At 53.0% G+C, this 26,573-nt stretch carries 19 protein-coding genes; 12 read left to right on the top strand and 7 right to left on the bottom strand.

Annotated features, from left to right (window positions below; translation table 11 throughout):
• The 4 genes from ACS5NO_RS31345 to ACS5NO_RS31330 all read right to left on the bottom strand — a co-directional run.
• On the bottom strand, positions 1–531 hold a 531-nt coding region (locus ACS5NO_RS31345), incomplete at its 3' end, for a RagB/SusD family nutrient uptake outer membrane protein (protein WP_439418757.1).
• A 174-nt stretch (positions 532–705) separates the two neighbouring features.
• On the bottom strand, positions 706–4,245 hold the full coding sequence (locus ACS5NO_RS31340) for a SusC/RagA family TonB-linked outer membrane protein (protein WP_439418756.1): 3,540 nt from the start codon (positions 4,243–4,245) through the stop codon (positions 706–708).
• 28 nt (positions 4,246–4,273) lie between these two features.
• Complete coding sequence (locus ACS5NO_RS31335) at positions 4,274–5,275, bottom strand: FecR family protein (RefSeq protein WP_439418755.1); 1,002 nt, start codon at positions 5,273–5,275, stop codon at positions 4,274–4,276.
• A 57-nt stretch (positions 5,276–5,332) separates the two neighbouring features.
• Positions 5,333–6,004, bottom strand: a complete 672-nt coding sequence (locus ACS5NO_RS31330) for a sigma-70 family RNA polymerase sigma factor (protein ID WP_439418754.1) — start codon at positions 6,002–6,004, stop codon at positions 5,333–5,335.
• A 199-nt stretch (positions 6,005–6,203) separates the two neighbouring features.
• Between ACS5NO_RS31330 and ACS5NO_RS31325 the strand changes: the two genes are divergently transcribed.
• From ACS5NO_RS31325 to ACS5NO_RS31270, 12 genes are all read left to right on the top strand, one after another.
• Positions 6,204–6,611 (top strand): contact-dependent growth inhibition system immunity protein, encoded by a 408-nt coding sequence (locus tag ACS5NO_RS31325; RefSeq protein ID WP_138994911.1) that lies wholly within the window; start codon positions 6,204–6,206, stop codon positions 6,609–6,611.
• Between the two features lie 40 nt (positions 6,612–6,651).
• The gene (locus ACS5NO_RS31320; protein ID WP_150878665.1) at positions 6,652–7,719 is read left to right on the top strand and encodes an NHL repeat-containing protein; all 1,068 of its coding nucleotides are present in this window, start codon (positions 6,652–6,654) and stop codon (positions 7,717–7,719) included.
• 175 nt (positions 7,720–7,894) lie between these two features.
• Positions 7,895–9,421 (top strand): c-type cytochrome domain-containing protein, encoded by a 1,527-nt coding sequence (locus ACS5NO_RS31315; protein ID WP_439418753.1) that lies wholly within the window; start codon positions 7,895–7,897, stop codon positions 9,419–9,421.
• Positions 9,422–9,555: 134 nt separating this feature from the next.
• A complete protein-coding gene (locus tag ACS5NO_RS31310; RefSeq protein WP_439418752.1) occupies positions 9,556–13,017 on the top strand; it encodes a DUF1553 domain-containing protein in 3,462 nt (1,153 codons plus the stop codon).
• A 109-nt stretch (positions 13,018–13,126) separates the two neighbouring features.
• On the top strand, positions 13,127–14,575 hold the full coding sequence (locus ACS5NO_RS31305) for a DUF1501 domain-containing protein (RefSeq protein ID WP_439418751.1): 1,449 nt from the start codon (positions 13,127–13,129) through the stop codon (positions 14,573–14,575).
• A gap of 39 nt (positions 14,576–14,614) precedes the next feature.
• Positions 14,615–15,016 carry a nuclear transport factor 2 family protein gene (locus ACS5NO_RS31300; protein ID WP_439418750.1) on the top strand — a complete coding sequence of 134 codons (402 nt, stop codon included), beginning with the start codon at positions 14,615–14,617 and terminating at the stop codon, positions 15,014–15,016.
• 12 nt (positions 15,017–15,028) lie between these two features.
• The gene (locus ACS5NO_RS31295; protein WP_439418749.1) at positions 15,029–15,622 is read left to right on the top strand and encodes a GNAT family N-acetyltransferase; all 594 of its coding nucleotides are present in this window, start codon (positions 15,029–15,031) and stop codon (positions 15,620–15,622) included.
• Positions 15,623–15,711: 89 nt separating this feature from the next.
• Positions 15,712–16,821 carry a mechanosensitive ion channel family protein gene (locus ACS5NO_RS31290; RefSeq protein ID WP_439418748.1) on the top strand — a complete coding sequence of 370 codons (1,110 nt, stop codon included), beginning with the start codon at positions 15,712–15,714 and terminating at the stop codon, positions 16,819–16,821.
• 190 nt (positions 16,822–17,011) lie between these two features.
• Complete coding sequence (locus ACS5NO_RS31285; protein WP_439418747.1) at positions 17,012–18,481, top strand: ankyrin repeat domain-containing protein; 1,470 nt, start codon at positions 17,012–17,014, stop codon at positions 18,479–18,481.
• Positions 18,482–18,485: 4 nt separating this feature from the next.
• On the top strand, positions 18,486–18,986 hold the full coding sequence (locus ACS5NO_RS31280) for a DUF2271 domain-containing protein (protein ID WP_439418746.1): 501 nt from the start codon (positions 18,486–18,488) through the stop codon (positions 18,984–18,986).
• A gap of 50 nt (positions 18,987–19,036) precedes the next feature.
• Entirely contained in the window at positions 19,037–21,199 is a 2,163-nt protein-coding gene (locus tag ACS5NO_RS31275) for a PepSY domain-containing protein (protein WP_439418745.1), read from the top strand.
• Positions 21,200–21,322: 123 nt separating this feature from the next.
• The gene (locus tag ACS5NO_RS31270) at positions 21,323–22,891 is read left to right on the top strand and encodes a S41 family peptidase (RefSeq protein ID WP_439418744.1); all 1,569 of its coding nucleotides are present in this window, start codon (positions 21,323–21,325) and stop codon (positions 22,889–22,891) included.
• A 9-nt stretch (positions 22,892–22,900) separates the two neighbouring features.
• Here ACS5NO_RS31270 and ACS5NO_RS31265 read toward each other — a convergent pair whose 3' ends face one another.
• The 3 genes from ACS5NO_RS31265 to ACS5NO_RS31255 form a co-directional block, all read right to left on the bottom strand.
• Positions 22,901–23,887: an FAD:protein FMN transferase gene (locus tag ACS5NO_RS31265; protein WP_439418743.1), complete on the bottom strand. Its 987-nt coding sequence runs from the start codon at positions 23,885–23,887 to the stop codon at positions 22,901–22,903.
• 100 nt (positions 23,888–23,987) lie between these two features.
• Positions 23,988–25,313 carry a Gfo/Idh/MocA family protein gene (locus ACS5NO_RS31260; RefSeq protein ID WP_439418742.1) on the bottom strand — a complete coding sequence of 442 codons (1,326 nt, stop codon included), beginning with the start codon at positions 25,311–25,313 and terminating at the stop codon, positions 23,988–23,990.
• A 65-nt stretch (positions 25,314–25,378) separates the two neighbouring features.
• On the bottom strand, positions 25,379–26,374 hold the full coding sequence (locus ACS5NO_RS31255; RefSeq protein WP_150878634.1) for a formylglycine-generating enzyme family protein: 996 nt from the start codon (positions 26,372–26,374) through the stop codon (positions 25,379–25,381).
• Positions 26,375–26,573 lie beyond the last annotated feature (199 nt).

Here is a 26,573-nt window from a genome sequence, read left to right as displayed (position 1 = left end):
TTCCGAAGTCGCCGTTTGAGGTTTGGTAATCAGGGGAATATCACCCCACAGACGAACCGCCGTAAAGTAAGCCGACGCGCGCAGAAACCGGGCTTCGCCCAGAATCTTGGTCTTTTGGGCATCGGGCATGGGGGTGATGGCCGGCACGCGGTCGAGCACCTGGTTGGCCTGGGCGATGACCTTGTAAAGACCGTTCCAGTAGTTGACCACGTGGGCGGTGTTGCCGTCGTGGACCAGCCCGTAGAGGTTGTTCAAATCCGAGTTCTGGGCGGTTTCGGTGGTCGAGGTGCCGGTGAGGGCTTCGAGCAACTGCCAGTTGGAAGAGAAGATCCCGGCCCCGTCGCCCATGAAACGCAGGTCGGCGTAAACCGAGGCCAAAGCGGCTTCAGCGTGGTCGGGAATGGTGTAAAAATTGTCGGGGGTCAGGTTGGAAGGCGCCTGCTCATCGAGGAAATCGGAACAACCCACCGGACCCAGCAGGATGGCACCCAGCAGGGCCACCTTGCTCACTTTATGAAGGATATGTTTCATTTTTTGAAAATCGAATTTTGACTAAAATGAATAAAGCTTTGTTTTCGGTGTACGGTTTTCCGTTTACGGTAGCTGACGCATGCTCATTTCGAAGCTCGCGTCACTCCCGGCGGGGAACCGCACCGTAGCGACGGCCCGGCGTAAACCGAATACCGTAAACTGAAAACCGTAAATCTACAGCCCAATCTGCAACCCGAACATAAACGTCGTCGGTTTGGGGTAATTGTGCCAGATCATTCCTTGCGAGAACGCACTGTTGCTGTCGCCCTGGTTGGTCGGCGTCACTTCCGGGTCGCCGATGATTTTGTCTTTCACCAGCAGGAAGAAATTCTGCACGGTAGCATACGCCCGCAAGCGGTTCAGTTTGAGTTTATTGGTTACAACACCCGGAAACGTGTATCCGAACAGCAGGTTCCGGCCCCGCAGGAACGAACCGTCCTTGATCCAGTAACTGTCTACGTTCAACACATAACCGGCCCGCGTATCGCGGATTTCGGCAATCTGACTGTTTTGATTCGTCGGCGTCCAGGCATTCAACACCGAGGTGTAGCTGTTGGCCAGTGCCTGACGGTCTTCGCTGGTCGAGATGTTCAGATCCATGACGTCGTTGCCATAGGAAAACTGCAATTCCAGCGTCAGATCGAAGTTTTTGTAGCGAAACGTGTTGGAAAAAGCACCCCAGGCTTTCGGGCTACCATTCCCGATGATGCTCCGGTCGGCATCCGTGATGGCGCGGTCACCGTTCACATCCAGGTACTTGATGTCACCCGGCAGCATCGTCAACCCATTCCGGTAGCTCACAAACCGGGCCGCTTCTTCGCGTTCCGCTTCGCTCCAGACGCCCACCCGGGTTAGCCCCCAGAACGACCCGACCGGTTCGCCCACCCGGATCACGTTCGTCGGATTGGTAAAGTTCGGGCCACCTACGTTGAAGATGTCCGATGGCGTCGCCAGCGACAAGACTTTGTTGCGGTTGAAGGAAATGTTGAAGGTCGAGTTCCACTGAAAACCGCCCGCGTCGATGTTGACCGTGTTCAGACCAAGCTCAAAGCCTTTGTTCTGCATCGAACCCACGTTCCGGCGAATCGTACCGTAGCCGCTCGTGCGCGGAACCGGGGCATCCAGCAGCATGTCGGTGGTTTTGCGGTAGTAGTAATCGGCCTCCAGATTGATCCGGCCTTTCAGCAAGCCCAGTTCCACGCCAACATCCGTCTGGGCGGTTTTTTCCCAGCGCAGATCCGGATTCGCCAATCGGCTGATCCCCGTACCCGACACCCGGCTGTCGCCGTAGATGGTCGCGTAGTTCGAGCTGAGCAGCGACAACGACGAGTAAGGCGGTATTTCGGAGTTCCCCGTCAGACCGAAGCTGGTCCGTACTTTCAGGTTCGAGATGATGGCATTGCCTTTCAAAAACTCTTCTTCCGATGCCCGCCAGGCCAGAGCCGCCGAGGGGAAAAACGCAAATTTGTGGTTGTTCCCGAATTTCGAAGAACCATCGGCCCGACCGGTGAAGGTCACCAGGTACTTCTCCATCAGGCTGTAGTTGATCCGACCAAAATAAGAGTTGAACGAAAACCGGGAGGCACCCGAACTGACCGCCGGGTTGGTGGCTCCCGCACCCAGGTTGTTGAAACCGAAGTAGTCCGTCGCAAAGTTGCGAACGCTGGCCCCAATCGTGAAGTAATTCGATTCCTGCCACGACACCCCCAACAGGGCATTGATGGCGTGTTTGTCGTTGATCTGCTTGTTATAGGTCAGGTAGTTTTCCAGCGACCAGAACGAGTCTCTGAAATTGTTGGCCGATGCCGTCCCGTTTGCGCCAATTTCCAGCGTCCGGGTGCTGGACTGGTTCACTTCCTGCGTCTGAACGTTGGCTCCCAAAACCGTCCGCATTTCCAGCCCTTTGGCGAGGCTGATGTTGGAATACAGGCTTCCGGTGGTGGTTTGCGTGTTCAGAATATACCGGCGACCCATCAGGCGGTGATACGAACTCATGGTGCCTTCCGCAAACGGAAAATCCCGGTTGTTGGCAAAAGAACCGTCTTCATACTGAACCGGCAGGAACGGAAAATCTTCCACAATCTGGCGGGCCACGGCGTCGTTGACGTCCACCAGGTTCTCCGTCTGGTTGTTGTAGCTCAGCGTACCGCCGATTTTCAACCAGGTTTTCACCTGATCGTCGATCGTAAACCGGCCCGAATAGCGTTTCATGTACGAGGTTTTGAGCAAGCCCTGATCATCCCGGAAGCCCAGTGAGATCGAATACTGCGTGCGGTCGTTGCCTCCGCTGAAACCCAACTGGTGGTTTTGCGACAGTTTATTTTGGGTGGTTTCTTTGAACCAGTCGGTATCGTATTTCGGACTGCCGTCGGAATTCCAGACCCGGGGGTCGATCCGGCGCAGTTTGGGGTTCAGATACGCCCATTTGCCGGCGGCCCACCCCGCCGGATCGTATTTCGCCATGTTGGCCCAGGCCAGGTCTTCCACCGCCATATACTGCCGGGAATTCAAAACCCGGGGGCGGTTGGGACCAATCGCATTCACGCTAAAATCGACATTGTACGTAACCTGACCTTCACCGGATTTTCCTTTTTTGGTCGTCACCAGCACCACGCCGTTGGCACCCCGCGCGCCGTAAATGGCGGTCGAAGAGGCATCCTTCAACACTTCCACCGAAACGATGTCGTTGGGGTTGATGTAGTCGATGGCCGAACTGAACTGGTTCTGGTTCCCCTGCGGCAACATCACCCCATCGACCACATACAACGGATTGTTCGAAGAGTTGATGGAGCTAAACCCGCGTACGCGGATGGTGGTCCGACCGCCGGGCCGACCCGAGTTGTTGTTGACCTGCACGCCGGGCATCCGGCCCGCCAGCGCCTGCGTCAGCGAAGCCGCCGGGCGTTCCTTCAGTTCCGCTTCTTTCACGGAACCAACGGCCCCCGTCAAGTCGCTTTTCCGGGCCGTACCGTACCCAATGACGACGATTTCTTCCAGCACTTTGTCGTCTGGTTTCAGCGAAACATTCACGGTCGTCGACGCCTTGACGTTCATTTCCTGAGACAAATACCCCACGAAGCTAAAAACCAGGGTGGCACCATTGGCGGCTTCCGGAACGGAAAGCGAGTAAGTACCCTCCGCATTGGTCACGGTTCCGCGCTGGGTTCCTTTGATCACCACACTAACGCCGGGTAGTCCTTCGCCGTTTTCACTGGAAACTTTCCCGCTCACCGTGAAATCGGCGATGTTGACCGATGGCGCATTCGGTGAGAAAACCGGGCTTCCTACTGCTGTGGGTTCCTTTAGTGAAACCGGTGTATTCACCGATTCATGTGCTGGAATGGCCGGAGCGCTGGTTCTGGCCGGATTTTTAATGATGTAATAGGCCTGATTTCCCACTTTTTTAAACATCAGGTCATACGGTTTCAGCAGGGTTTCCAACTGCTTTTCCAGCTTCCCGGAACGGAGCCGGACGTTGGCTGGAACGACAATACCGTTCACCGTGGTTTCTTCAAATAGAATGCTGACCTGATGCTGGCGGCTTAATTCCGTCAACACTTCTTTCATTTTCTGGCCTGCCGCCGGAACGGTCTGAATCACCTCCGTCGATCGGCTCTGTTGCCGGGCCAGGGCAATCGGTTGCGCCTGCGTCAGTTGGTGACCGAGCACCGCCAGCGAAACCAGGGCCGTTTTTTGTAAAAATGAGATTACCATCTTCAGTAGGATTTAGGAATAGGAATGGTTAAGGGTGTTTAGGAGTAGTCAATTCAATATAGTGGCGTTTTTTCACCACGTTGATCGTTAGTAATTCGGCTAAAATCTGGAACAGGTCGTCGGCCTGCTCGGCCCGGAAATTACCGGCAATCCGCCGTTGGGCCAGTTTGGGTTCGGGCACCACAACTTTGATTCCAAACTGCTCCTGAATCTGATCGGCGACTTCGGTCAGGGAGGTATTGTCGAAGTAAAACCAGTGGTCTTTCCAGGCGACATAGGGGCGGGCGGTTTTGGTCTGGGTGAGCCGGTACCGGCCGGAATTGGCCACCGTCACCACGTTGCCGGGGCGCATGTAAAGCTGCTGACCCTGAGGCAGATCCAGTTTCACCTTGCCTTTGCTGAGAAAAACCCGTTTGCCTTTGGCCCGGGCATACACCACGAACTCGGTACCCAGCACCTCGACTTGAAAACGATCCGCCGTCCGAACGATAAACCGCTGGTTGTTAACGGTATGGGTCACTTTGAATTCACCTTCGCCTTCCAGATATACCTCCCGCGTTTTGTTCCCGAAACCAAACCGGGGAACGCGCAGGCTGGAATTGGCATTCAGCGTAACTTCCGTTCCATCCGCCAGTTTATATTCGCTGGTTTGTCCGAAGGCCGTCCGGTGGGTTTCATACAGCAAGTGCGCCCGGAAAACGTAAGCACTCAACATGCTCAGCAAAGTAATGGAAGCCGCTATGCCCCAGGGGAACCATTTTTGAAACAGGCCGGACCGGGAAACCGGCAGCACTTTCGATGGGGTTACAGTCGGCTGATCGTCTTCCAGCACCCGCTGGTAGGCGGTTAGTGCTTTTTCGGCGTCTACCGAAAACTGGGGTCGCTGGCTTTCCCATTCATCCAGGTACCGGTAATAGGCTTCGTGGTTGGCTTCGTCCGTCAGCCATTCTTCGAGGTATTTTCGCTGGATCGCCGTCGCTTTTCCATCGAAAAAGTCGAATAAAATGCGTTTTATCAGTAAAGGTTCCATAGCAGATTCAAATTTTGCCGGTTAGTCAAATGGAGAAAGAAGGGTGTTGTCTGCCCATCAGTAAGCGCAGGTAAACAGCCCCAGCAGCAGACTGATAAACCATTCTCCTTTCAATTCCTGACGTAACTGGCTGAGTGCCCTGATCATCAGTTTCTCGACGGCACTGTTGCTGATCTGCATCTCCTGCGCAATTTCCAGGTACTTTTTCCCTTCAATCCGGCTCAGCAGAAACGCCCGTTTGCACTGCGGAGTCAGGCTCTGGATGGCGTCTTCAATTTTCTGGTGCAGTTCGCTGTAATGCAGCACCTCGTCGGGTTGCAATGCCGGTGATATGCCCTGGGTGTGCAGCGTGTCCAGCGAATCGGAAGGATGCAGTTCCCACCGCAGGTAGTTGTAGGACCGGTGGCGAACCGTCTGGTAGAGATACGCCCGGTAAGACGTCGTTATCCGTTCAAAAACGCGGTCCTGCCAGAACGCCGTGTAGACTTCGGCCACCAGATCCTCGGCCACTTCTTTGGAGTAGACGAACCGAACCGCGTGGTTGACCAGATTGGTGTAATACCGCCGGAACAGCAGCTCGCAACCACGCTTCGGGTCCTGAGCGAAGAGTTGTCGAAAGATCAATTCGTCGTCTGTCACTTTGCCGGGCTGAAGCGGCTGGTGGCTTCCCAAAAAACGCGGCAAAGAATCTCCGCTGTTTTCGGTATCGTCTAAGGGTACTTGTTGCATGCAGCGTGTTGCTAAACCAGGTGGTATTTAACATAGACAAGTTTGCACTTTATTACCTCACATGGTGGATGAAAAATAAATTTTTAGTGTTTTTTTCACCATTCCCCGCGATTTTCCGCCGATAAAAAAGATACCTTTACACGTACAGAAGCAGTTTCAGACGCGGTAAATTTGCGGTTGGAAGCGTCTCCTGTCTGACATGAACCGTACGGAAATGGAGGAAAACTGGCAACAGCAAACCCTTGACAATCTGGAGAAAACAAGTGGAGAAGAACCGGATTTTGGCGACAACCGGAGCCAGAAAATTTACGCCCTGCGGCAGACGCCCCTAAACCAGTTTAGCACGGAAGACATCCGGTTGCTGATTGCCGAAGGAATTTCGTTGCCGTACCTGATTCCGCTGGCCCTTGAAAGGCTCACCAAAAACCCGTTTGCCGAAGGAGAATTTTACCCCGGCGACCTTTTTCAGAGTGTTCTGAACGTCGATTTGAATTTTTGGTTGACAAATCGCCCGTTTTGGCAGTATATTCACCAACTTATTATAAACAATTCGTTCGAACTGGAAGACCGGGGCATCAATCCGGAGCGGTTTCTCGAATTGTCGTAGCTTAAACACCCAATTTCCTAAACCTTTTGTAATTGCTCTTATGAATTCACAACCTGTAAACCGACGCACGTTTCTTACGAAGGCCACAGCCGCAACCGCCGTCGGATTAACGATTCCCCATATTAATTTCGGTGCCCAGCCCAAAGCCGATGAAAAAACCGTCGGACACGGCTCGCACCGTTACCGGGTCGTGCCGAACTGGGGCGTTCTGGATGCGGGCAAAAACCCGGTCAACGACTGCCACGAAATGGTGGAAGATGCCAAAGGCCGCCTGATTCTGCTGACCAATGAGACGAAAAATAACGTTATCATCTACGATAAATCAGGCAAACTGCTCGAAACCTGGGGGACAACCTACCCCGGTGCCCACGGCCTGACGCTGGCCAACGAAGGGGGAGAGCAATTCTTGTTTATTTGCGATAACAACCGGCATCAGGTCATCAAAACCGACCTGAAAGGCAAAGAACTGCTGAAAATCGATTACCCGAAAGAAACCGGTAAATACGATTACCCGACGCAGTTTACCCCGACCGAAACCGCCATTAACCCCGCTAACGGCGATATTTACATCGCCGACGGCTACGGCCTGAACTACATCACGCAGTATGACGCCAAGGGCAAATACATCCGGCATTGGGGCGGTAAAGGCTCCGAAAACGGTCAGTTCGATTGCTGCCACGGCATTCTGGTCGACACCCGCAACAAAGCCAATCCGACCCTGCTCATTACCGATCGCCGTCACAACTGCCTGAAGCGGTTTACGCTCGATGGCAAGTACCTGTCGACCATTGCCTTACCGGGATCATACATCTGCCGACCGGTTTTACACGGTGACATGATTTACGGTGCGGTTTTTCGCAGTACGTCCGATGCCTATCCAAACTCGGGCTACATCCAGATTCTGGATAAAAACGATAAGGTGGTTTCCACGCCGGGTGGTTCGGCACCGGTTTACAAAGACGGCAAACTGGAAGAACAGCGGAAAGACACGAGCTTCACCGCCTTCATGCATCCGCACGACGTTTTGGTCGATGGCGACGAAAATGTGTATGTACCGCAATGGGCTTCTCAAAAAACCTATCCGGTGAAACTACAGCGTGTTAGCTGATAAAATCGGCCGTCGTTGCGAGCACAAATGCTCACAATGAAGGCCTGCTTCCTGAACTCAACCATACCCTTTGCCGGGCCGGAACTCATTTCGGCCCGGCTTGGAATCATACGCGTACTAGTCAGGCTCTGCTCAGGCCAAAGTTCCTCCCAAAATTGAACATCCGATTGATTCAATGACTCCTTTTATTCTTTTACAGGCTACCGCACCGCAACCCTCCGAGTGGGCTTTGTTTTTCGGACATTTTCACCCGCTGATCGTTCACTTACCGATTGGTTTTCTGCTGATTGCGGGCCTGCTCGAACTGGACCGGCTGACGCGTCGCCAAACCGTTAGTTCCCATACGATTACGTTGATTCTGTTCTGGTCGGCCGTCAGTGCCACCATGGCCTGTATTTTCGGTTACCTGCTTTCGCTGGGTGGGGGCTACGAAGAAGAAACGCTGAACCTGCACATGTGGGAAGGCATCGGCGTAGCGGTTTTTGCCTGGGTGGCCTGGGCCATCAAACACGAACGAATCGGGCCCAAAATCCGCTTCGGTCCGCTGTTTTATTACCCGGCGTTGGGTGTTGGGATCATTCTGCTGCTGGCCGCTGGTCACGAAGGCGGGTCGCTCACCCATGGGTCTGACTTCCTGACCCAACACACCCCGGAACCGTTCCGGTCGCTGGCGGGGATTCCGCCCCGGGAGGAAGCGGAAGAAGCCGCGAAACCCATCGAAGACGTCAATCAGGCGATGGTGTATCAGCAAATTGTGCATCCCATTCTGAAAAGCCGCTGCATTCAGTGCCACAATCCGGAAAAATCGAAGGCCGATCTGCGGCTGGATTCGCCCGAAATGATCAAAAAAGGAAGCGAAGACGGCGCGGTTCTGGTTGCCGGTAAAGCCGACCAAAGCAAACTGGTTAAAGTGTGTTTGTTACCGGAAGAAGACGACCTCCACATGCCGCCCAAAGGCAAAACCCAGCTCACCGAAAACCAGATTGCGTTGCTCACCTGGTGGATCAATGAGGGCGCACCATTCGACAAAAAGGTGGCAGAACTGAAAGTATCCGACACCATCAAACCGGCCCTGGCCGCACTCGGAACCGGTGGCGGAAACGTGGGCGGTGAGCAGGTCGCCACCGGTCCGGCTCCCGAGTCGCCGGTGTTGACGATGAAACTGCCAGCCGCTGATCCGAAAGCTATTGAGGAGCTGAAAAAAGCCGGTTTGCTGGTTTTGCCGTTGTCGAAAGAACAGAATCAACTGGAAGTTAGCGCGGTCAACGCCCGGGCCTTCAGCGATGCGCAGGCGGTTTCGCTGCCGAAACTGAGCCAGCAAATTGTCTGGCTGAAATTGGGGGATACGGAAATTTCGGACGCAACGCTGGCGCAGGTGGCCCAATTGAAAAACCTGCAAAAGCTGCACCTGGAACAAACGAAAGTGACCGATGCCGGTTTGAAAAACCTGAAAAACCTGCCGTATCTCGAATACCTGAATCTGTACGGGACCGCCGTGACCGACGCCGGACTGGCCGAACTGGCCGGTATCAAAAATCTTAAAACCGTTTACCTCTGGCAAACCAAAGTGACGGATGCGGGCGTGGCGGAATTGAAAAAAGCGTTGCCGGGGCTGGAAATCAACATGGGACTGGGCGAGAATTCCATTGCGGCCTTTGCCAAATCGGATTCGGCCAAAGCGGAAAAAGAAAAAGCGAAGTGAGGATTCCTTTCGGACGAAACACCGGTTTTGGCAAGGATATAGCACTTTTTTGAAGCCAAATTGGTTTATTTCTTTACGAACCCGGTTGATTTTCGTAAATTCATTGTGTTTTTCCCTTAAACCCCTTTGTTCGTATGCGTCATTTAACCGACATACGAGTTCAATCCTTCCTGCTTAGCGCAGCCATCGGTCTATTTTCGATGGCCGTTGGGAGCTCGTGTGAAACGAGCGTCGAAAAACCGGCGGAACTGCTGGCGATTGAAAGCAAATTGCCCGAAAAAGTCGATTACAACCTCCATATCAAACCCATTTTATCCGACCGCTGCTTTGCCTGCCACGGCCCGGATAAGGCCAAGCAAAAAGCCGGTTTGCGGTTGGACATTGCCGAAAGTGCCTACGAAGCCTTGGCCGAAAGCGGTAAAAAAGCCATTGTTCCCGGTAATCTGGCCAAAAGTGAAGCCTACCACCGCATCATTTCCGACGACCCCGACTACCGGATGCCAACGCCGGAGTCTAATCTCATTCTGACGACCGAAGAAAAGGCGCTGCTCGTTCGCTGGATTGAGCAGGGGGCCGAATACAAACCGCACTGGTCGCTGATTGCACCCCAACTGGCGGAGGTGCCGAAGGTCAAAAATGAGAAATGGGCCAAAAACGAGATTGATTATTTTGTCCTTAAAAAACTCGAAGAGAAAGGCTTATCGCCGAATGCCGAAGCGGACAAAGCAACCTTGCTGCGCCGGGTTTCGCTGGATCTGACCGGTTTGCCGCCGACGGTGGCCGAAGTGGATGCGTTTCTGGCCGATCAGTCACCGGATGCCTACGAAAAAGTGGTCAACCGGTTATTCAGCAGTCCGCATTATGGTGAACGCCAAGCTGTTGAGTGGCTGGATGCAGCCCGATATGCCGACACGCACGGCTACCAGGACGACGGTTTGCGCACGATGTGGCCCTACCGCGACTGGGTGATTCGGGCTTATAACAAAAACCTGCGTTTCGACAATTTCATCACCTGGCAACTGGCGGGCGATATGCTGCCCAATCCGACGAAAAACATGCTCCTGGCCACGGCGTTCAACCGCAACCACCAGCAGAGCCAGGAAGGCGGGATTGTGGATGAGGAATACCGGGTGGAATACGTCGCCGACCGCGTCAATACGTTCGGGAAAGCGATGCTGGGCATGACCGTCGAGTGCGCCCGTTGCCACGACCACAAATACGACCCGATCAGCCAGAAAGATTATTATTCGCTGTTTGCGTTTTTCAACAACAACAACGAGCGCGGCCAGATTCCGTACAACGGCGAACCCGCCCCGACGATCACGCTCACCTCGTCGGAGGTTGATGCCAAATTGAAGTTCATTCACCAGAAAATCAAACCGTTACAACAGCGACTAAATCCCAATCGCCCCGAATACCAGCAAGCTTTCGGGCAGTGGCTGAGCCAGGCGGAACGGAATCCAGCTTCGTCGGCCAACGTCGGTCTGGTGGCGCATTATACCTTCGACGAGGCCGATCGGCGGGATTTTAAAGCCTACGAAAGTTCGGAGGAAAAGAAATTGAAAGACGCCGAACGGAAAAAAGAAGACGAGCTCAAAAAGAAAGAGGAAGAACGGCGGAAAAAACTGGGATTGCCGGAAGTGAAGAAACCCGTCGTTCCGAAAACCCGCGAAGAACTGGAAAAGGACCCCCGCAATGCCTTCTGGAATCAGGTGAACGACACGCTACCCGCGCGTTTGGCCGGTGATCCGGAAAGTTTCCCGTACCAAATCAAAGGGAAAGTTGGCATGGCGCGGTATCTGAAGGGTGACAGTAACATTGAATTGCCCCGGAAAGTTGGCTTTTTTGAGCAAAACGAGCCGTTTTCGGTGAGTGCATGGTTCAACGTGGCGAAGCCGGGTCTGGAAGGCATGCTGATGGGCAAGTCGAACGGGCCCTTTGACGGAAACCGGGGCTACGAGATTGGTTTGCTGGAAGATGGCCGGTTCAAACTTACGATCAACCACGTCTGGCCCGACAACAGCCTCGATGTGGAAACCGTCGCCAAAATCCGCTACAAACAATGGTTTCACCTGACCATGACCTACGAAGGCTCGGGCCGGGCGGGCGGCATTAAACTCTACCTGAACGGACAACCGACTCAACTTCAAGTCATTACCGACCACTTGGTTCACAGCATCGACCGCGGAAAAAATGGCAAAAACTGGTCCGGTTCGCCGTTCCTGATTGGCCGCATCCACGATCATTACATCAAGGATTACGCGATTGATGAGTTACGGATTTACAACCGCGCCCTGACTCCGCTGGAAATTCCGAAACTGGCGGGTCAGCCGGACGCCCTGACGACGGCTTTGTTTACGCCAGCCGCCAAACGGACGGCGGCACAACGTGCCGGTTTGTACACCTATTACGTTACCGCACACGACTCGACGTACCGAAAAGCCTTTGCGGAATTTCAGAAAAACCGGGCGGAAGAAGTGATGCTGTACAACAATTCCGATCAGGTGATGGTGATGAAAGAGCGGAAATTTCCCCGCAAAACCTTTCTACTCAAACGCGGTGCCTACGATGCGCCCGGCGAAGAAGTGACGCCCGCAACACCCGAACAGTTCATGCCTTTCCCGGCCGACTATCCGAAAAACCGCCTGGGGTTGGCGATGTGGCTCCTGAATCCGGACAATTCGCTGTTCAGCCGGGTGATGGTCAACCGGTTCTGGCAACAGTATTTTGGTCAGGGCCTGGTCAAGAGCAGCGACGATTTCGGGAATCAGGGCAACCTTCCCTCCCACCTCGAACTGCTGGATTTCCTGGCCGTTCGCTTCCGGGATGGCGCCGGACGGGCGGGCATCTGGAACGCCAAAGCTCTGCAAAAGATGATTGTGATGTCGGCTACGTATCGCCAGTCATCCGTGGCGGATGCCAAAAAGTTGGAAGCCGATCTGGATAATTCGTTGCTTTCGCGTGGCCCCAGTTACCGGATGTCGGCGGAGCAGGTTCGCGACAATGCACTGGCTGCCAGCGGTTTGTTATCCCAAAAAATTGGCGGCACCAGCGTACTTCCGTATCAACCCTCCGGTATCTGGGAAGCCTTAGCCACCCGAAATGCCATCAGTTACGAACAAAGTCACGGCGACAGCCTCTACCGCCGGAGTCTGTATACGATCTGGAAGCGGTCGTCACCGCCCCCGATGATGCTCAATTTCGATGCCGCCGAACGGCACACCTGCATCGTGAAACGGCAGAAAACCTCGACACCCTTGCAGGCCCTGGTGACGCTGAACGACCCGCAATTTGTGGAAGCCGCGCGGGTGTTGGGACAAAAAGCCTTGGAGAAGGGATTACGGGATGAGCCGCTGATCAGTTACGTGTTTAAAGCCGTGACCAGCCGCCCGGTTCGGCCCGCTGAAGTGGCCCTGATGAAGCAGTTGTATACCGAAGAACTCGCTGATTTCAGGAAAAATCCCAAACGGGCGGCCGAATTGTTAAGTGTTGGTGAATATCCGGTCGATAAAACCCTGCCGACTGCCGAGTTGGCGGCCTGGACGGTGGTGACCAGCACAATTATGAACGTTGACGAAGCGATTATCAAACGATAACCTCCGCTCAACTCTGATTTTCTCTGCTTAACTCCGCGAAATAGCTTTTTTGTATCGCGGAGTTAAGCAGAGAAAATCAGAGTTGAGCGGAGAGAAAAATGAGAAGGCTATGAACAACCTGGAAGACGAACTGCACGATCAACTCAGCCGCCGGACCTTTCTGGGCAAAACCAGCGCCGGTTTGGGAGCCATTGCCCTCGCATCCTTGCTCAATCCGACGAAAGGGTTGGCCGGAAGCGAAGAAAACCGTGCGCCGGGCAAACCGCACTTTTCACCGAAGGTGAAGCGGGTCATCTATTTGTTTCAGAGCGGGGCACCCTCGCAGTTGGATTTGTTCGATTACAAACCCAAACTGGAAACGATGTGGGGCCAGGATTTGCCCGAATCCATTCGCAAAGGCCAACGCCTGACGGGAATGACTTCCGGACAAAGCCGGTTTCCCCTAGCGGCTTCCAAGTTTAAGTTTACCAAACACGGTCGTAGCCAAATGTGGGTCAGCGAGTTGTTGCCTTACACGTCGCGCATTACGGATGATTTGTGTTTCATTCGTTCGATGAACACCGAAGCCATCAACCACGATCCGGCGGTGACGTTTTTCCAAACCGGTTCGCAGCAGGCGGGTCGGCCTTCGTTTGGGTCCTGGGCCAGTTATGGTTTGGGTTCCGATAACCAGAATCTACCGGCTTTTGTCGTGTTGCTCTCGAAAGGACGTGATGGGGATCAGCCCTTGTATGCCAAGCTGTGGAGCAACGGTTTTCTGCCTTCCGTACATCAGGGTGTGGTTTTCCGCTCCGGCCCCGATCCGGTGTATTACCTCAACAACCCGCCGGGCATCGACAAAACCAGTCGTCGGCGGATGCTGGATTATTTAGGGAAACTGCATCAGGAACAATACAAACAAGTGCTCGACCCGGAGATCAACAACCGGATGGCGCAATATGAAATGGCGTACCGAATGCAGACGTCGGTGCCCGAAACCCTCGATATTTCGAAAGAACCGGATTACATCTTTGACCTGTACGGCCCCGATTCCCGCAAACCGGGAACGTTTGCCGCCAATTGCCTCCTGGCCCGGAAGTTGATTGAAAAGGACGTCAAGTTCGTGCAGTTGTATCACCAGGGCTGGGATCAACACGGAAATTTGCCAAACGACATCAAGATTCAGACGAAAAGCGTCGACCAGCCATCGGCGGCTTTGATCATGGATTTGAAACAACGCGGTTTGCTGGATGATACGCTCGTGATCTGGGGTGGCGAGTTTGGCCGAACCAATTATTCGCAGGGCAAGCTGTCGAAAGAAAATTACGGTCGTGATCACCACCCGCGTTGCTTCACGGTCTGGATGGCCGGTGCGGGCGTGCAAAAAGGCATGGTGTATGGCGAAACCGACGAGTTTGGGTATAACGTAGTCAAAGATCCCGTCCACGTTCACGACTTTCAGGCCACGATTCTGCACCTGATGGGCGTCGATCACGAGAAGCTGATTTTCAAACACCAGGGACGGCGGTATCGGTTGACGGATGTGCACGGAAAAGTAGTGAAGCCGGTTTTGGCGTAATCCTTCCTATCTTTGCGCCAAACAAACCCATTCGAATCAATGACCGCTCTCGACGTTGTCAAAACTTATTACGATTGCTTCAATCAAAAAGACTGGAACGGCATGCTGGCGCTGGTCCACCCCGACATCCGGCACGAACCCAATCAGGGCGAAGCGCGCATTGGCCTGGAAAAATTCACCGACTTTGTTCATCACATGGACGAATCGTACGATGAAAAATTGACGGATCTGGTTTTTCTGAGTGAACCATCGGATAAACGAGTCGCCGTCGAATTCGTGGTGAACGGTGTTTATAAAAAGGCCGAAGACGGTTTACCACCAGCCAAGGGCCAGACCTACGTCGTTCCGGCAGCGGCTTTTCTGGAAGTGTCTGACGAAAAAATAACCCGCGTAACGACCTATTACAACCTGCCTCAGTGGATTCAAGCGGTTTCAAACTAAAAACCGCATCCCATGTCTTCGCTTTCTTTTCTGACAAAAAAGGGACCTGAAATCGAATCGGTTTTTGGTGATTTGGCGGCTTTGCGGATTGCGGTTTTTCGCGATTATCCGTATCTCTACGAAGGCACGATTGAGTACGAAAAAGACTACCTGAAAACTTACGCACAATCGGAACGGTCCTTTCTGTTCGCCGTGTACGACGGATCAAAAATGGTCGGAGCCACCACTTGCATTCCGTTGCAGGACGAGACCGCCGACATCCGGCTCCCTTTCGAACAAGCTGGTTTTGAACTGGATACGATCTTTTATTTCGGTGAAAGCATTTTGCTCCCGGCCTATCGGGGGCGGGGTTTAGGACACCGGTTTTTCGACGAACGGGAGGCACACGCCCGCCGTTTTGGCACGTTCAAACTCACCTGCTTCTGCTCGGTTGAACGCGAAGAAAACCACCCCGCCAAACCGCTCGATTACCGGCCCAATGATGCGTTCTGGCTCAAAAGAGGGTATCAGAAAGAACCGTCTTTGCGGAGCAGCCTCGAATGGCCTGATCTTGGCGAAGTGACCTCGACACCCAAACCGATGGTGTACTGGATGCGGGCGTTGTAAGTGCACGCTGCTGAAAAAATCTTTCCCAAAACCAGGCAACAATTTCTATCTCTGGCTTCTTTTATAGGTAACTCCTCGATTAGTATACCATGAACTGGACAGAATTTTGGGATAATTTCAGCCAGATCGGCACGGAGATCGATCGCTGGCTGCGGCACAACCGGAAAATTTCCGGCTGGCTGTTGTTGGCTGTGGCTGTTGGGGCCGGATTGCTGGTCAATATGATTGTGGCGCAAACCATCCGGATGATTCTCCGCCGTCGCCATGTCGAAGCGTTGGGCTTTCTGCGTCAGTATGTCCGGAATGCCTTTTATTTTTTCGTGCCTTCCCTGTTTTTTCTGATTATTACCAACATTCAGGAACGTTCGTTTCAGCGGTTTCCGTATGCCTCCAAAGCCGCCGAAGTTGCCTTTGTTATCACCACCACCTGGCTGGTGGTGCAGCTTCTGAAAGTGCTGGAACGACTCATCATTCGCCGGTATGACACGGCCAGCGATGTGAATCTGCACCTGCGGAAGTTTGTGACTCAGATTGTTTTTGTCCGGCAACTTGTCTCCATTCTGATCATTGCCGTTGGTTTTTCCGTGTTGCTATTGTCGTTTAATGGCGGACGAAAAATCGGGTTGAGCTTCCTGACTTCTGCCGGGATCGCATCGGTGGTCATCGGCTTTGCCGCCCAGCGCACCATCGCCAACCTGCTGGCCGGCATTCAGATTGCCTTCACGCAACAGATTCGGGTGGAAGACGCCGTGGTGGTGGAAAATGAATGGGGCCGGATTGAAGAAATCAACCTGACGAACGTGGTGGTGCGGGTTTGGGACCGCCGAAGGTTGATTCTGCCCATTACCTATTTCATCGAAAAACCGTTTCAGAATTGGACCCGGTCGAACGCGTCGGTTCTGGGAACGGTTCTGCTGTATCTGGATTATAACGTGCCGGTCGACCGCATCCGCGAAAAGGCGAAAGAACTAGTTGAGAACAATCCTTTATGGGACCGGGAAGTTTGCGTGGTTCAGGTGACCGACACCCAACCGACCTGCGTCGTCATCCGCATCCTGACCTCCTCGCGCAACGCTCCGGAAAGCTTCGATCTGCGGTGTTTTCTGCGGGAAAACATCATCGCTTTTCTGCGGGATGCGTACCCCGAAAGCCTGCCCCAAACCCGGTTTCAGTTTACGGAAACGGCCCCATCCGTCTGATTACCCTGTTAGCAGGGCTTTCCCTGGTTGTCCCCCCTCACTTTTCCAAGGGTCTGTATTTAGTCTCTTTCAAATTTAATACTCATAATCGGCGCTTATCTAGACTGAATCTTATTAATTTGCACTCCGTTCGTTTTTTTACATGAAAACTGAGCGCATTGTATCAGCATTTCTATTTCAGTATATCCGTATGAAAAAATTACTGATCGCTCTTCTGGTCGGCACGGCTCTCTCCGCCCAGGCTCAAAAGAATGTGCTATTGGAACCCTCGTTCTGGCAGGGAAAGCCGGACGTGAGTCAGGTGAAAGCCGAAATTGAGAAAGGAAACAGCCCGTCGCAATTCAATTCCAACAGTTTTGATCCCGTTGTGATGGCGATCAATGCCCAGGCTCCCAACGAAACCATCAAATACCTGTTGTCGCAACCCGGCAACGAGGTCAGCAAAATCACCCACGATAGCCGGATTTATCTGCACTGGGCGGCCAGTCGGGGCAATGTGGAACTGATGGAATATTTGCTGGCGAAAGGGTCCAAAACCAATGTGGAGGACAGCCACGGCATGACGGTGTTGAATTTTGCGGCCGGTAACGGGCAGACGAATACACGGGTGTATGACCTGTGCCTCCAGAATGGTGCCGATTTAAAGAAAGACCTGAATCACGACGGCGCCAACGCTTTACTGATTGCGGTCGCCAATGACAAGGATCTCAAGCTGACGGATTATTTTGTTTCGAAAGGACTGGATCTAAAAAGTACGGACGCGGCTGGCAACAACGCCTTTAGTTATGCGGCCCGGGGTGGCAATATCGACATCCTGAAAGCCTTGCTGCAACGCGGGGTTCCGGCCACCGACAACGCCTTGATCATGGCCAGCCAGGGCGGACGCCGGGGTGCCACGCCCATTGAGGTGTTCCAGTATCTGGAAAGCCTGAACCTGAAACCGACCGCGACCAACAAAGCCGGTGAAAATGTTCTGCACGCGCTGGTTCGCCGGCCCAAGCAGAACGAAATCATCCAGTATTTTCTGGCCAAAGGTGTCGATGTCAACCAGGCCGACGACGAAGGCAATACCGTGTTCATGAATGCGGCTGTCGCCAACCGGGATCTGGCCGTGCTGGAAATGCTCCAGACGAAGGTGAAAAACATCAACCAGAGCAACCAGAAAGGCGTAACGGCCCTGGCGATGGCCGTTCGCGGTAATTCGCCCGAAGTCGTCAGCTATCTGTTGGGCAAAGGGGCCGATATTAAGGTAACAGACAAAAACGGCGATAACCTCGCGGCTTACCTCGTGCAGTCGTATGGACCCAAAACCGATGAATTTGAAGCCAAGCTGAAACTGCTTCAGGACAAAGGACTCGATGTGAAAGCTCCGCAGCAGAATGGCAATACGCTGTATCACCTGGCGGTTACCAAAAACGATCTTTCGCTGGTAAAACGGCTGGAAGCGCTGCAAATCGACGTCAACAGCAAAAACAAGGAAGGCATCACCGCCCTGCACAAAGCCGCTATGGTGTCCAAAGATGACGCCATGCTGAAATACCTGCTGTCCATCGGTGCCAAAAAGGACATCCCGACCAATTTTAAAGAAACCGCTTTTGACCTGGCCAGCGAAAATGAATCGCTCTCCAAAAGCAATGTTTCCGTTACTTTTCTGAAATAAGGTTATGCCCAATTTGCTTAAAATCGGTTTAGTAGCTTTGCCGATTATCGTTTCCCGGCCATCGGCTTCGGTGGCTCAGTCCGGGACTACCCAGTACAAGTGTATGATCCAGATGACCAATTACATGGGCGAAAAAGCGTACATCGCCGTTTCGCTCATGAACGGAAAAGGGGCTTACGAAAAAACCCTGTATGTGCTCGGTTCCGATAAAAAATGGTATCCGGACGTCAAGGAATGGTACCGGGCGCTGGGCAAAAAAACGCCCAACCTCAGTGCCATCACCGGGGCGTCGGTGGCCGGTGGTGATCGCAGCGTTATCGTGCTGGAAATCGAAAATTCGAAGCTCAACAAGGATTACAAACTGCGGTTTGCCAGTTCCGTGGAGGACAAGCAGGATGTCGCGAAGGATCTCGAAATTCCGCTCACGACGGAAGGACTTTCCGCCAAAAGTGAGGGAACGGGCTACATTCGCTACGTTCGCTTTAGCCCCAACAGCCCCAATTAACAGCGGCCGGATTTATGACCATTTCCGTTTGGAGATACAGCCACTTAGCGTTGGCTGTATCTTCTTTTCTTTTGCTGGCGCTGGCGTCCATAACGGGGATTATTCTGGCGTTCGAACCTGTGTCGCAGAAAATGCAGCCGTATCGTGTCGATGCCGTTGCCGAACTGACGCTGGCCCAGACGCTACCGGTGCTCAAAAAAAGTTATGCTGAAATCAGTGAGTTGAGCGTCGACGCCAACCAGTTTGTGCAGATCAAAGGCAGTGATACCGACGGCAAAAGCCTGACCGCTTTCGTTGATCCGCAGACGGGCAAAGTCCTGGGAATTCCCAGCCCGCAAAGTGCGTTTTTCCAGTGGGTTACGGCCCTGCACCGCTCGCTGTTTCTGCACGAAGCCGGGCGGTTTTTCATCGGGCTGACCGCTTTTCTGCTGCTGCTGATTACAATTTCCGGCACGATGCTCATCATTCAGCGTCAACGGGGTGTCAGGCGGTTTTTTACCCGGATCGTAAGGGATAATTTTGCCCAGTATTACCACGTCGTGCTGGGGCGGCTGTCGCTAATCCCGATCTTCCTCATTGCGCTTTCGGGAACCTACCTTTCCCTGGCGCGGTTCGGTCTGGTCGGAGAAGAGAAAGTTTCTCCCAACATTGATTTCGACGCTATCCAGGCAAAACCCGAACGAAAACTAGCCGACTTTGCGGTTTTTCAGAACACGCGGCTGGCGGACGTGCAGACCCTCGAATTTCCGTTTTCGGAAGACGTCGAGGATTACTACACGCTGAAACTCAAAGACCGCGAGCTAACGGTCAATCAGATCACCGGCGACATCCTCAGCGAAAACCGGTATCCGACCGCCGTCCTGCTCACCAACCTGAGTCTGGATTTGCACACCGGCCGGACGAGCGCCATTTGGGCCATCATTCTGGCCGTGGCGTCGGGGAATATTCTCTTTTTCATCTATTCCGGTTTTGCCATTACCTGGAAAAGACGGGCCAACCGCGTCAAAAAAAACAACTATTCAGCCGACGAGAGCCGGTTTATCATTCTGGTCGGATCGGAAAACGGCAGCACCTTCCGGTTTGCACAGGCCATTCACCAGCAGTTACTAAAGCAAGGAGAGAAATCCTTTTTGACCGAGTTCAATAACTACACGGTTTTTCCCAAAGCCGACTACCTGATCGCATTGACAGCCACCTACGGGCTGGGCGATGCGCCGACCAATGCCACCCGTTTTATGAAACGGGTTGAAAAATACCCGCAACCGCATCCCGTCCGCTATTCCGTCCTCGGTTTTGGATCACACGCTTACCCTGATTTCTGTCAGTTTGCCTTCGAAGTGAACCAGTTGCTGGCCCGGCAATCGTGGGCCGTTCCGCTCGTCGATATTCATACGGTTAATGACAAGTCGCCGGCCGAGTTTAGCTTGTGGGCCGAAGCCTGGTCGCAGCAAACCAATCTGCCGATGCCGGTTTCGGGTGAATTGTTAAAAGCTCCGGCACTTCCGCTTGACACGCTGACTGTCACCAGCAACACCCAAACCGCCCAGCCCGACGGCACGTTTTTGATCCGTTTCCAGAGCAAGCGTAGTCAGGGTGTTGCGTCGGGCGATCTGCTGGCCATTTATCCCGCCAACGACCACCGCGAACGGCTGTATTCGATTGGTGTACTGGACGATGAGCTGCAATTGAGTGTCCGGCTCCAACCGGGTGGACTGGGTTCCGGCTTTTTACACGCCCTAACGCCCGGCAGCACGATTCGCGCCCGGATCGTCAACAACGAACATTTCCATTTCCCCAAAAAAGCCCCGGTTGTGGTCATGATCGCCAACGGCACCGGTATTGCGCCGTTTCTGGGGATGATCAGCCAGAATAAGCAGAAAACGCCCTGTTATTTGTACGGCGGTTTTCGGCAACGTGCCTCGTTCGACCTTTACCGGGATTTTTTGGAGGAAAACCGGTCGGCGCAAAATCTCACGAATCTCCACCTGGCATATTCGCGCGAAGGCGACAAACAATATGTTAGCGACCTAATCTCCCGCGATGCTGATTTTATTGGTAATGTACTGGTTACCAATGGGGTAATTATGATCTGCGGCTCCCTTGCAATGCAAAAGGACGTCATTGCGTTGCTGGAAACCATTTGCCAGACGAAAACGGGCAAAAGCGTCAGCTTCTACCAGTCACACAGCCAGATTCTGATGGACTGTTATTGAAGGGAGTGAAACGCTAAATAGGACGCCTTATTGCATATATAATTAATAGTTATATATTGCCAGCCATTAGCTAGAACGGTTGATGATCCGAACTACGTTTGCGCTCGTTTTCTCCCGCATCCTATGAAACTTGCCGTATTGATTTTGCTGTCCTGTCTTGGGCAACGGGTTGGCCTGGCCCAATTAACACCCAAAACTGAACCGGAGCGAAACTTTGAGGAGTTTTGGCACCTATTCAACCGGTATTATGCCCATTTCGAAAATAGAGGGGTGGATTGGAAACAGCACTATCAGCGTTTTAAACCCCTGGTTACCGAAAAGACAACCGACGATCAACTCCTGACGGTTTTTAATGACATGGTGGCACCCCTGAAAGATGGCCACATTGTTATCTCGCCAACGGGCGACTTGCCAGCGAGTGCCAAATACGCCCGGTTTCATCAGGAGTTTCCAACGAAAGAACTGCAAGCGCAATTCCATCGCGTAACCCTGGATGCCTTGCAGAAAAAGGGATTTGGTCCCTTCACAAAATTCAGGAGTGAGCCTTATCAAATTGGCGGTTACTGTCGGTCCAGCGACTACGGTTATCTTCAGCTAAACGGATTTGGCGGCATGCCCTTAGCGGTATTCGCCCAGCAGTTGGATGAAATGGTTCGCGACTTTGCCGACGTCAAAGCCCTCATTATTGACATCCGGATCAACGGAGGTGGCTCACCGGACTATTTGAATGCGCTGGTTGGACGGCTTACGCAAGTCAGGCAATTGGTGGGGTATGGGCGTACCCGGATTGGCAAACGAAACCGGGATTATTCGCCCTGGACGGCCTACCACATAACACCACAGGGACCCAAACAGCTCATTAAGCCGACAGTGCTCCTGACGAGCGGGTCGACCATTAGTGCGGGCGATCACTGCGCCCTGTACCTGAAGGAACTGCCTTATGTCAAACTGATGGGTGAAAACTCGAATGGCATTTTTTCGGGTATGCTGGGAAAAACCTTGCCCAATGGCTGGGAGATTTCCCTGTCAAACGGCCAGACGGTCAGTAGCAAACGCATCAGCTACGAAGGAAAAGGCGTTCCGGTTGATATAGTTGCCATCCACCATCGGGAGGATATGCTGCGGGGAACGGACCCCGTACTACAAAATGCGTTCAACTTCCTGCAAAAGAACCAGAACTCTCTGCACCAGCAGACCATTTGCTATGAACAAATTGCCCTGAATTATTATGCCGATAGCTTATTGATCCATAAAACGTATGGCGATATTACCGCTTACTCGACGGGTCTGGTGGAAGAAGATGCGTCTTTGTTAGCACCCTTTGCTCAAAAATGCTATTCGTTGCAATCGGCAACCAAGTCGGAGGGTGTGCAGAAACGGATTAAGGCCGAACAGGTGGCCGACTCCGCGTTTTATACCCAAAATGTTCAACGTCGCTTTTATGTGCATCTTCAACCGCCGATCCGTTCCAGAAGACGCTGGCCCTTTGTCAAACGCAATGCCCGCAGGTTAACCGTTGCTCATCACATTACCATTGAGAATCGGCATTATGTCCGTTTACACCTAAGCCGGGGCGGTTGGAAAGGCGAGACGGTTTTGGTCGTGGTCGATAACGAAGGTCGGATTGTCGAACACTGTGCCTTGTCCTACAACTATTTAAGCAGCCAGTTTTACGATTCATCTGTTCAATAGACAATATTTCTACAAACGATACGCCTTAATATCCAGATTTTTGGAAGAGAAAATCCGGCCTTCGTCGGTGATCAGGATGCAGCGGTAGTCGGGATACTGATTGATCAGTTTCAGGCCCGCGTCTTTTCCCAGCACCATCAGCGACGTACTGAACCCGTTGGCGGTTTCGGCACTGGGGCCAAAAACCGTCACGCTGCAAACGCCCGTAGCCGGATAACCCGTAACGGGGTTGATAATGTGGGCATACCGCTGGCCGTTGAACACCACGAATTTTTCGTAACTTCCGGAGGTCACCACGGCACTCTGCCGCAGCGGCACGATGGCGAATACCGTGTCTTTCCGGATCGGGTTGGTGATGCCGATGGCCCAGTCGCTACCGTCCGGCTGTTTTCCCCACGTACTCATGTCCCCGGAACCGTTGACAATTCCGGCTTTGATCCCTTTGGCCAGCATCAGGTCGCGGCAGCGGTCGGCAGCATAGCCCTCGCCCAGCGCGCCGAAGCCAATTTTCATGCCTTTCCGTTTTAAAAAAATAGTAGACCGCGCCCGATCCAACACGATGTTTTCATAGCCAACTTTCTCAACTGATTTCTTAACCGCTTTAGGACTGGGCATTTCCGTCATCGAACCGTCAAACTTCCAGATTCGGTCCATCGCAGCAAAACTAATGTCGAAAGCGCCTTTCGTGATTTTCGAAAACCGGAGCGCCCTCTCAGTCAACGCAAACACTTCAGTGTCTACCCGAACCGGGCCAATCCCGGCATTTTTATTGACCAGCGAAATTTGAGAATCGTCTTTCCAGTCCGAAATCAGATTCTCGATTCGCGTTACCTCGGCAATTACCGCATCAATGTTGTGTTCCGCCGACAGGGAATCCTGGGCAACAATCGTGATGTCAAACCGGCTGCCCATTAACTTAACGGTCCGTTTTCGCAACACCTGAGCCGTGGTGCAGAATCCTGATAAAATGAAGATGAGGAATAGGACTTGTTTCATACCGCAAAAATCAAAAATCCTGCGCAGACCTGACTATTTTCAATGCAAAAAGGGAACCGTCGGCTCCCTTTTTGCATTGAAAATAGAATTCTTGGCGCAACTAAACCGCCACGGTTTTGCCCGGAACGGCAACCGGATAAAAACCGTCCGCATTGGGTAACAGTTTCGGATTCGCATCCCAGGCCAGTTTTTCGGGAAACAGGTTGATGTTCGAGTTCAAAGCCTCGTCCCATTTCACCACTTTGCCCGAATACGTCGCCATCCGGCCCATAAGAGCCGTCAGCGTGCTTTTCGCTCCGTTTTCGGCATCCCAGAATTTGTATTCGTTTTTGGCAATGGCCGCAAACAATTCGTCGTGCTCGATCTGGTACGGATCGCCGTCGCCTTTGCCGTTGTGGGTATAAATCGAACCGCCTTTGTGGTCTTTCAGGATGCTTTGTCGCCCGAAGGAATCAACGCGGCCTTTTGTACCCAGGAAGGCTTCGTCCACTTTGCTAAACGTGCCTTCGTAGTGGCGACACTGGCTGTTGATCAGCGTTCCGTCTTCGTAAACGTAATCGACAATGTGGTGGTCAAAAATTTCGCCGTACTCCTTGCCGGTACGCACCTGACGACCGCCCGTTCCCTGCGCCGAAACCGGATAACCCCTTTTCACCCAGTTGGCGACGTCGATGTTGTGGATGTGCTGTTCGTTGATATGATCCCCGCAGAGCCAGTTGAAATAATACCAGTTCCGCATCTGGTGCTCCATTTCGGTCTGGTTCGGCTGACGCGGTTTTACCCAAACGCCCCCGCTCACCCAATACACCGAACCACCGATGATGTCGCCCAGCGCGCCATCGTGGATACGTTTGATCATCTCGCGGTAGTTCGGCTGGTAATGGCGTTGCAAACCCACCACCACGTTCAGTTTTTTCTTCTTGGCTTCTTCCGCAGCCGCCAGTACCCGGCGAACGCCTGGCGCATCGGTGGCCACCGGTTTTTCCATGAAGATGTGTTTGTTCTGCTTCACGGCTTCTTCAAACATCATTGGCCGGAAACCCGGAGGAGTTGCCAGAATCACGACATCCGCCAGGGGGATGGCTTTTTGATACGCATCGAACCCGACAAACTTGCGTTCTTCCGGAACATCGACCCGCTTGGTCAGCTCTGGATTTTGAGTCAGGCTTTTATACGCGCCGTCCAACCGATCACGGAACGCATCGGCCATTGCCACGATCTTCACATTCTGCTTGGACTTCAGGGCCTGAAGCGCAGCACCGGTTCCCCGGCCACCGCAGCCAATGAGTGCCACTTTGATGGTATCATCGGCCGAGCTATGGAAGCCATAGGAAGATGCAAAAGAAGGCAATGTAGTCAACAGGGCACCGCCTGTGAGCAGGCCGGATTGTTTCAGAAACTCCCGGCGGTTTGATTCGTTTGACATAGGAACAAGGTTTAGAAATAAGATGAATAGCGTCTACTAACAGGCATTCTACAAGCAACTGGTAATCAATACTCCTCAATCAACGGCGGGTTGTAATACGCCTTAATTTCTTCTTCTGACGGTTTTTTAGCCGGACGAACCACCCGGAAACCAACAAACGACGCACTCGTCAGCCACCACTCGCTTTTGGGAGCCTGCGGGTCGAGCATTTTCCACGAGGCATTGGACGGCGTTCGGGCCGCTGAGCGCAACACCGGCGCATCATCGTCCCACGAGCCACCCCGCACGGCATTCGGATACAGCTCCGTCACTTTGGCATACGGTTCTTTCACTTCGCCTTTCGCTTTTTTGGCGTAATAATCCGGGTAATACTGGTCCAGCGTCCACTCCATCACGTTGCCGTGCATGTCGTGAAGGCCCCACGGATTCGGTTTCTTCTTCCCAACCTGTTTATACGAGCCGTCGCTGTTGCCGGTAAACCAGGCGTATTCGCCCAATTGTTTGGCATCGGCACCGAACGAATACGGTGTCTTGGTGCCCGCGCGGCAGGCATATTCCCACTCGGCTTCGGTGGGCAGACGATAGAAAACGCCGGTTTTTGCGTATAGCCATGCACAGAAATGGATGGCCGAATATTGCGTCATGTTGATGGCCGGATAACCCTCCCGACCCATTCCGAACGACATATCCACGTACGGTGGACTCGGTCGCGTGGCGGCATCGGTTTTAGCTAAATCGAAACCGGGCGTCCGGTTTGCCATTTCTTTTTCCATGTTTTTGAAGGCAAACAGATCGAACAGATCCCAGGTCACTTCCATCTTTCCCATCCAGAACGGCTCGATGGTCACTTTGTGCTGCGGCCCTTCGTCGGGTTTGCGGCCTTTTTCAGCCGCCGGACTTCCCATCATAAATTCCCCGCCCGGAATTGCCACCAGATCATAGACCTGGGTGCTGCCCGGAATGGGTTGGGTATAGGATTTGGTTACATCGTCGGTTACCTGGGCCAGACTGCTCGCTGAGATGATACACGCTACACCGAACAGAGCAATGAATTTTTGCATGAATGGGGTAATGAATTAAGCTTTAAAATCTATAAAGAAAACCAGACCGGAAATTTACCACTTTTAGACCGGAAATTCTACCATACAGCGGCTTGTCTCATGCAATCATCAAATGCGACAGGAACACGGATGCAACGGATTGAACGGATTGGCCCCGACAAAATCCGTTTTGATCCGTTACAATCCGTTCAATCCGCGT

Origin of the sequence: Larkinella fluvii, from assembly GCF_051857545.1 — a bacterium.
Classification (GTDB): domain Bacteria; phylum Bacteroidota; class Bacteroidia; order Cytophagales; family Spirosomataceae; genus Larkinella.
The sequence above is the reverse complement of the archived record's forward strand: the minus strand, read 5'-3'. Positions and strand labels throughout refer to the sequence as shown.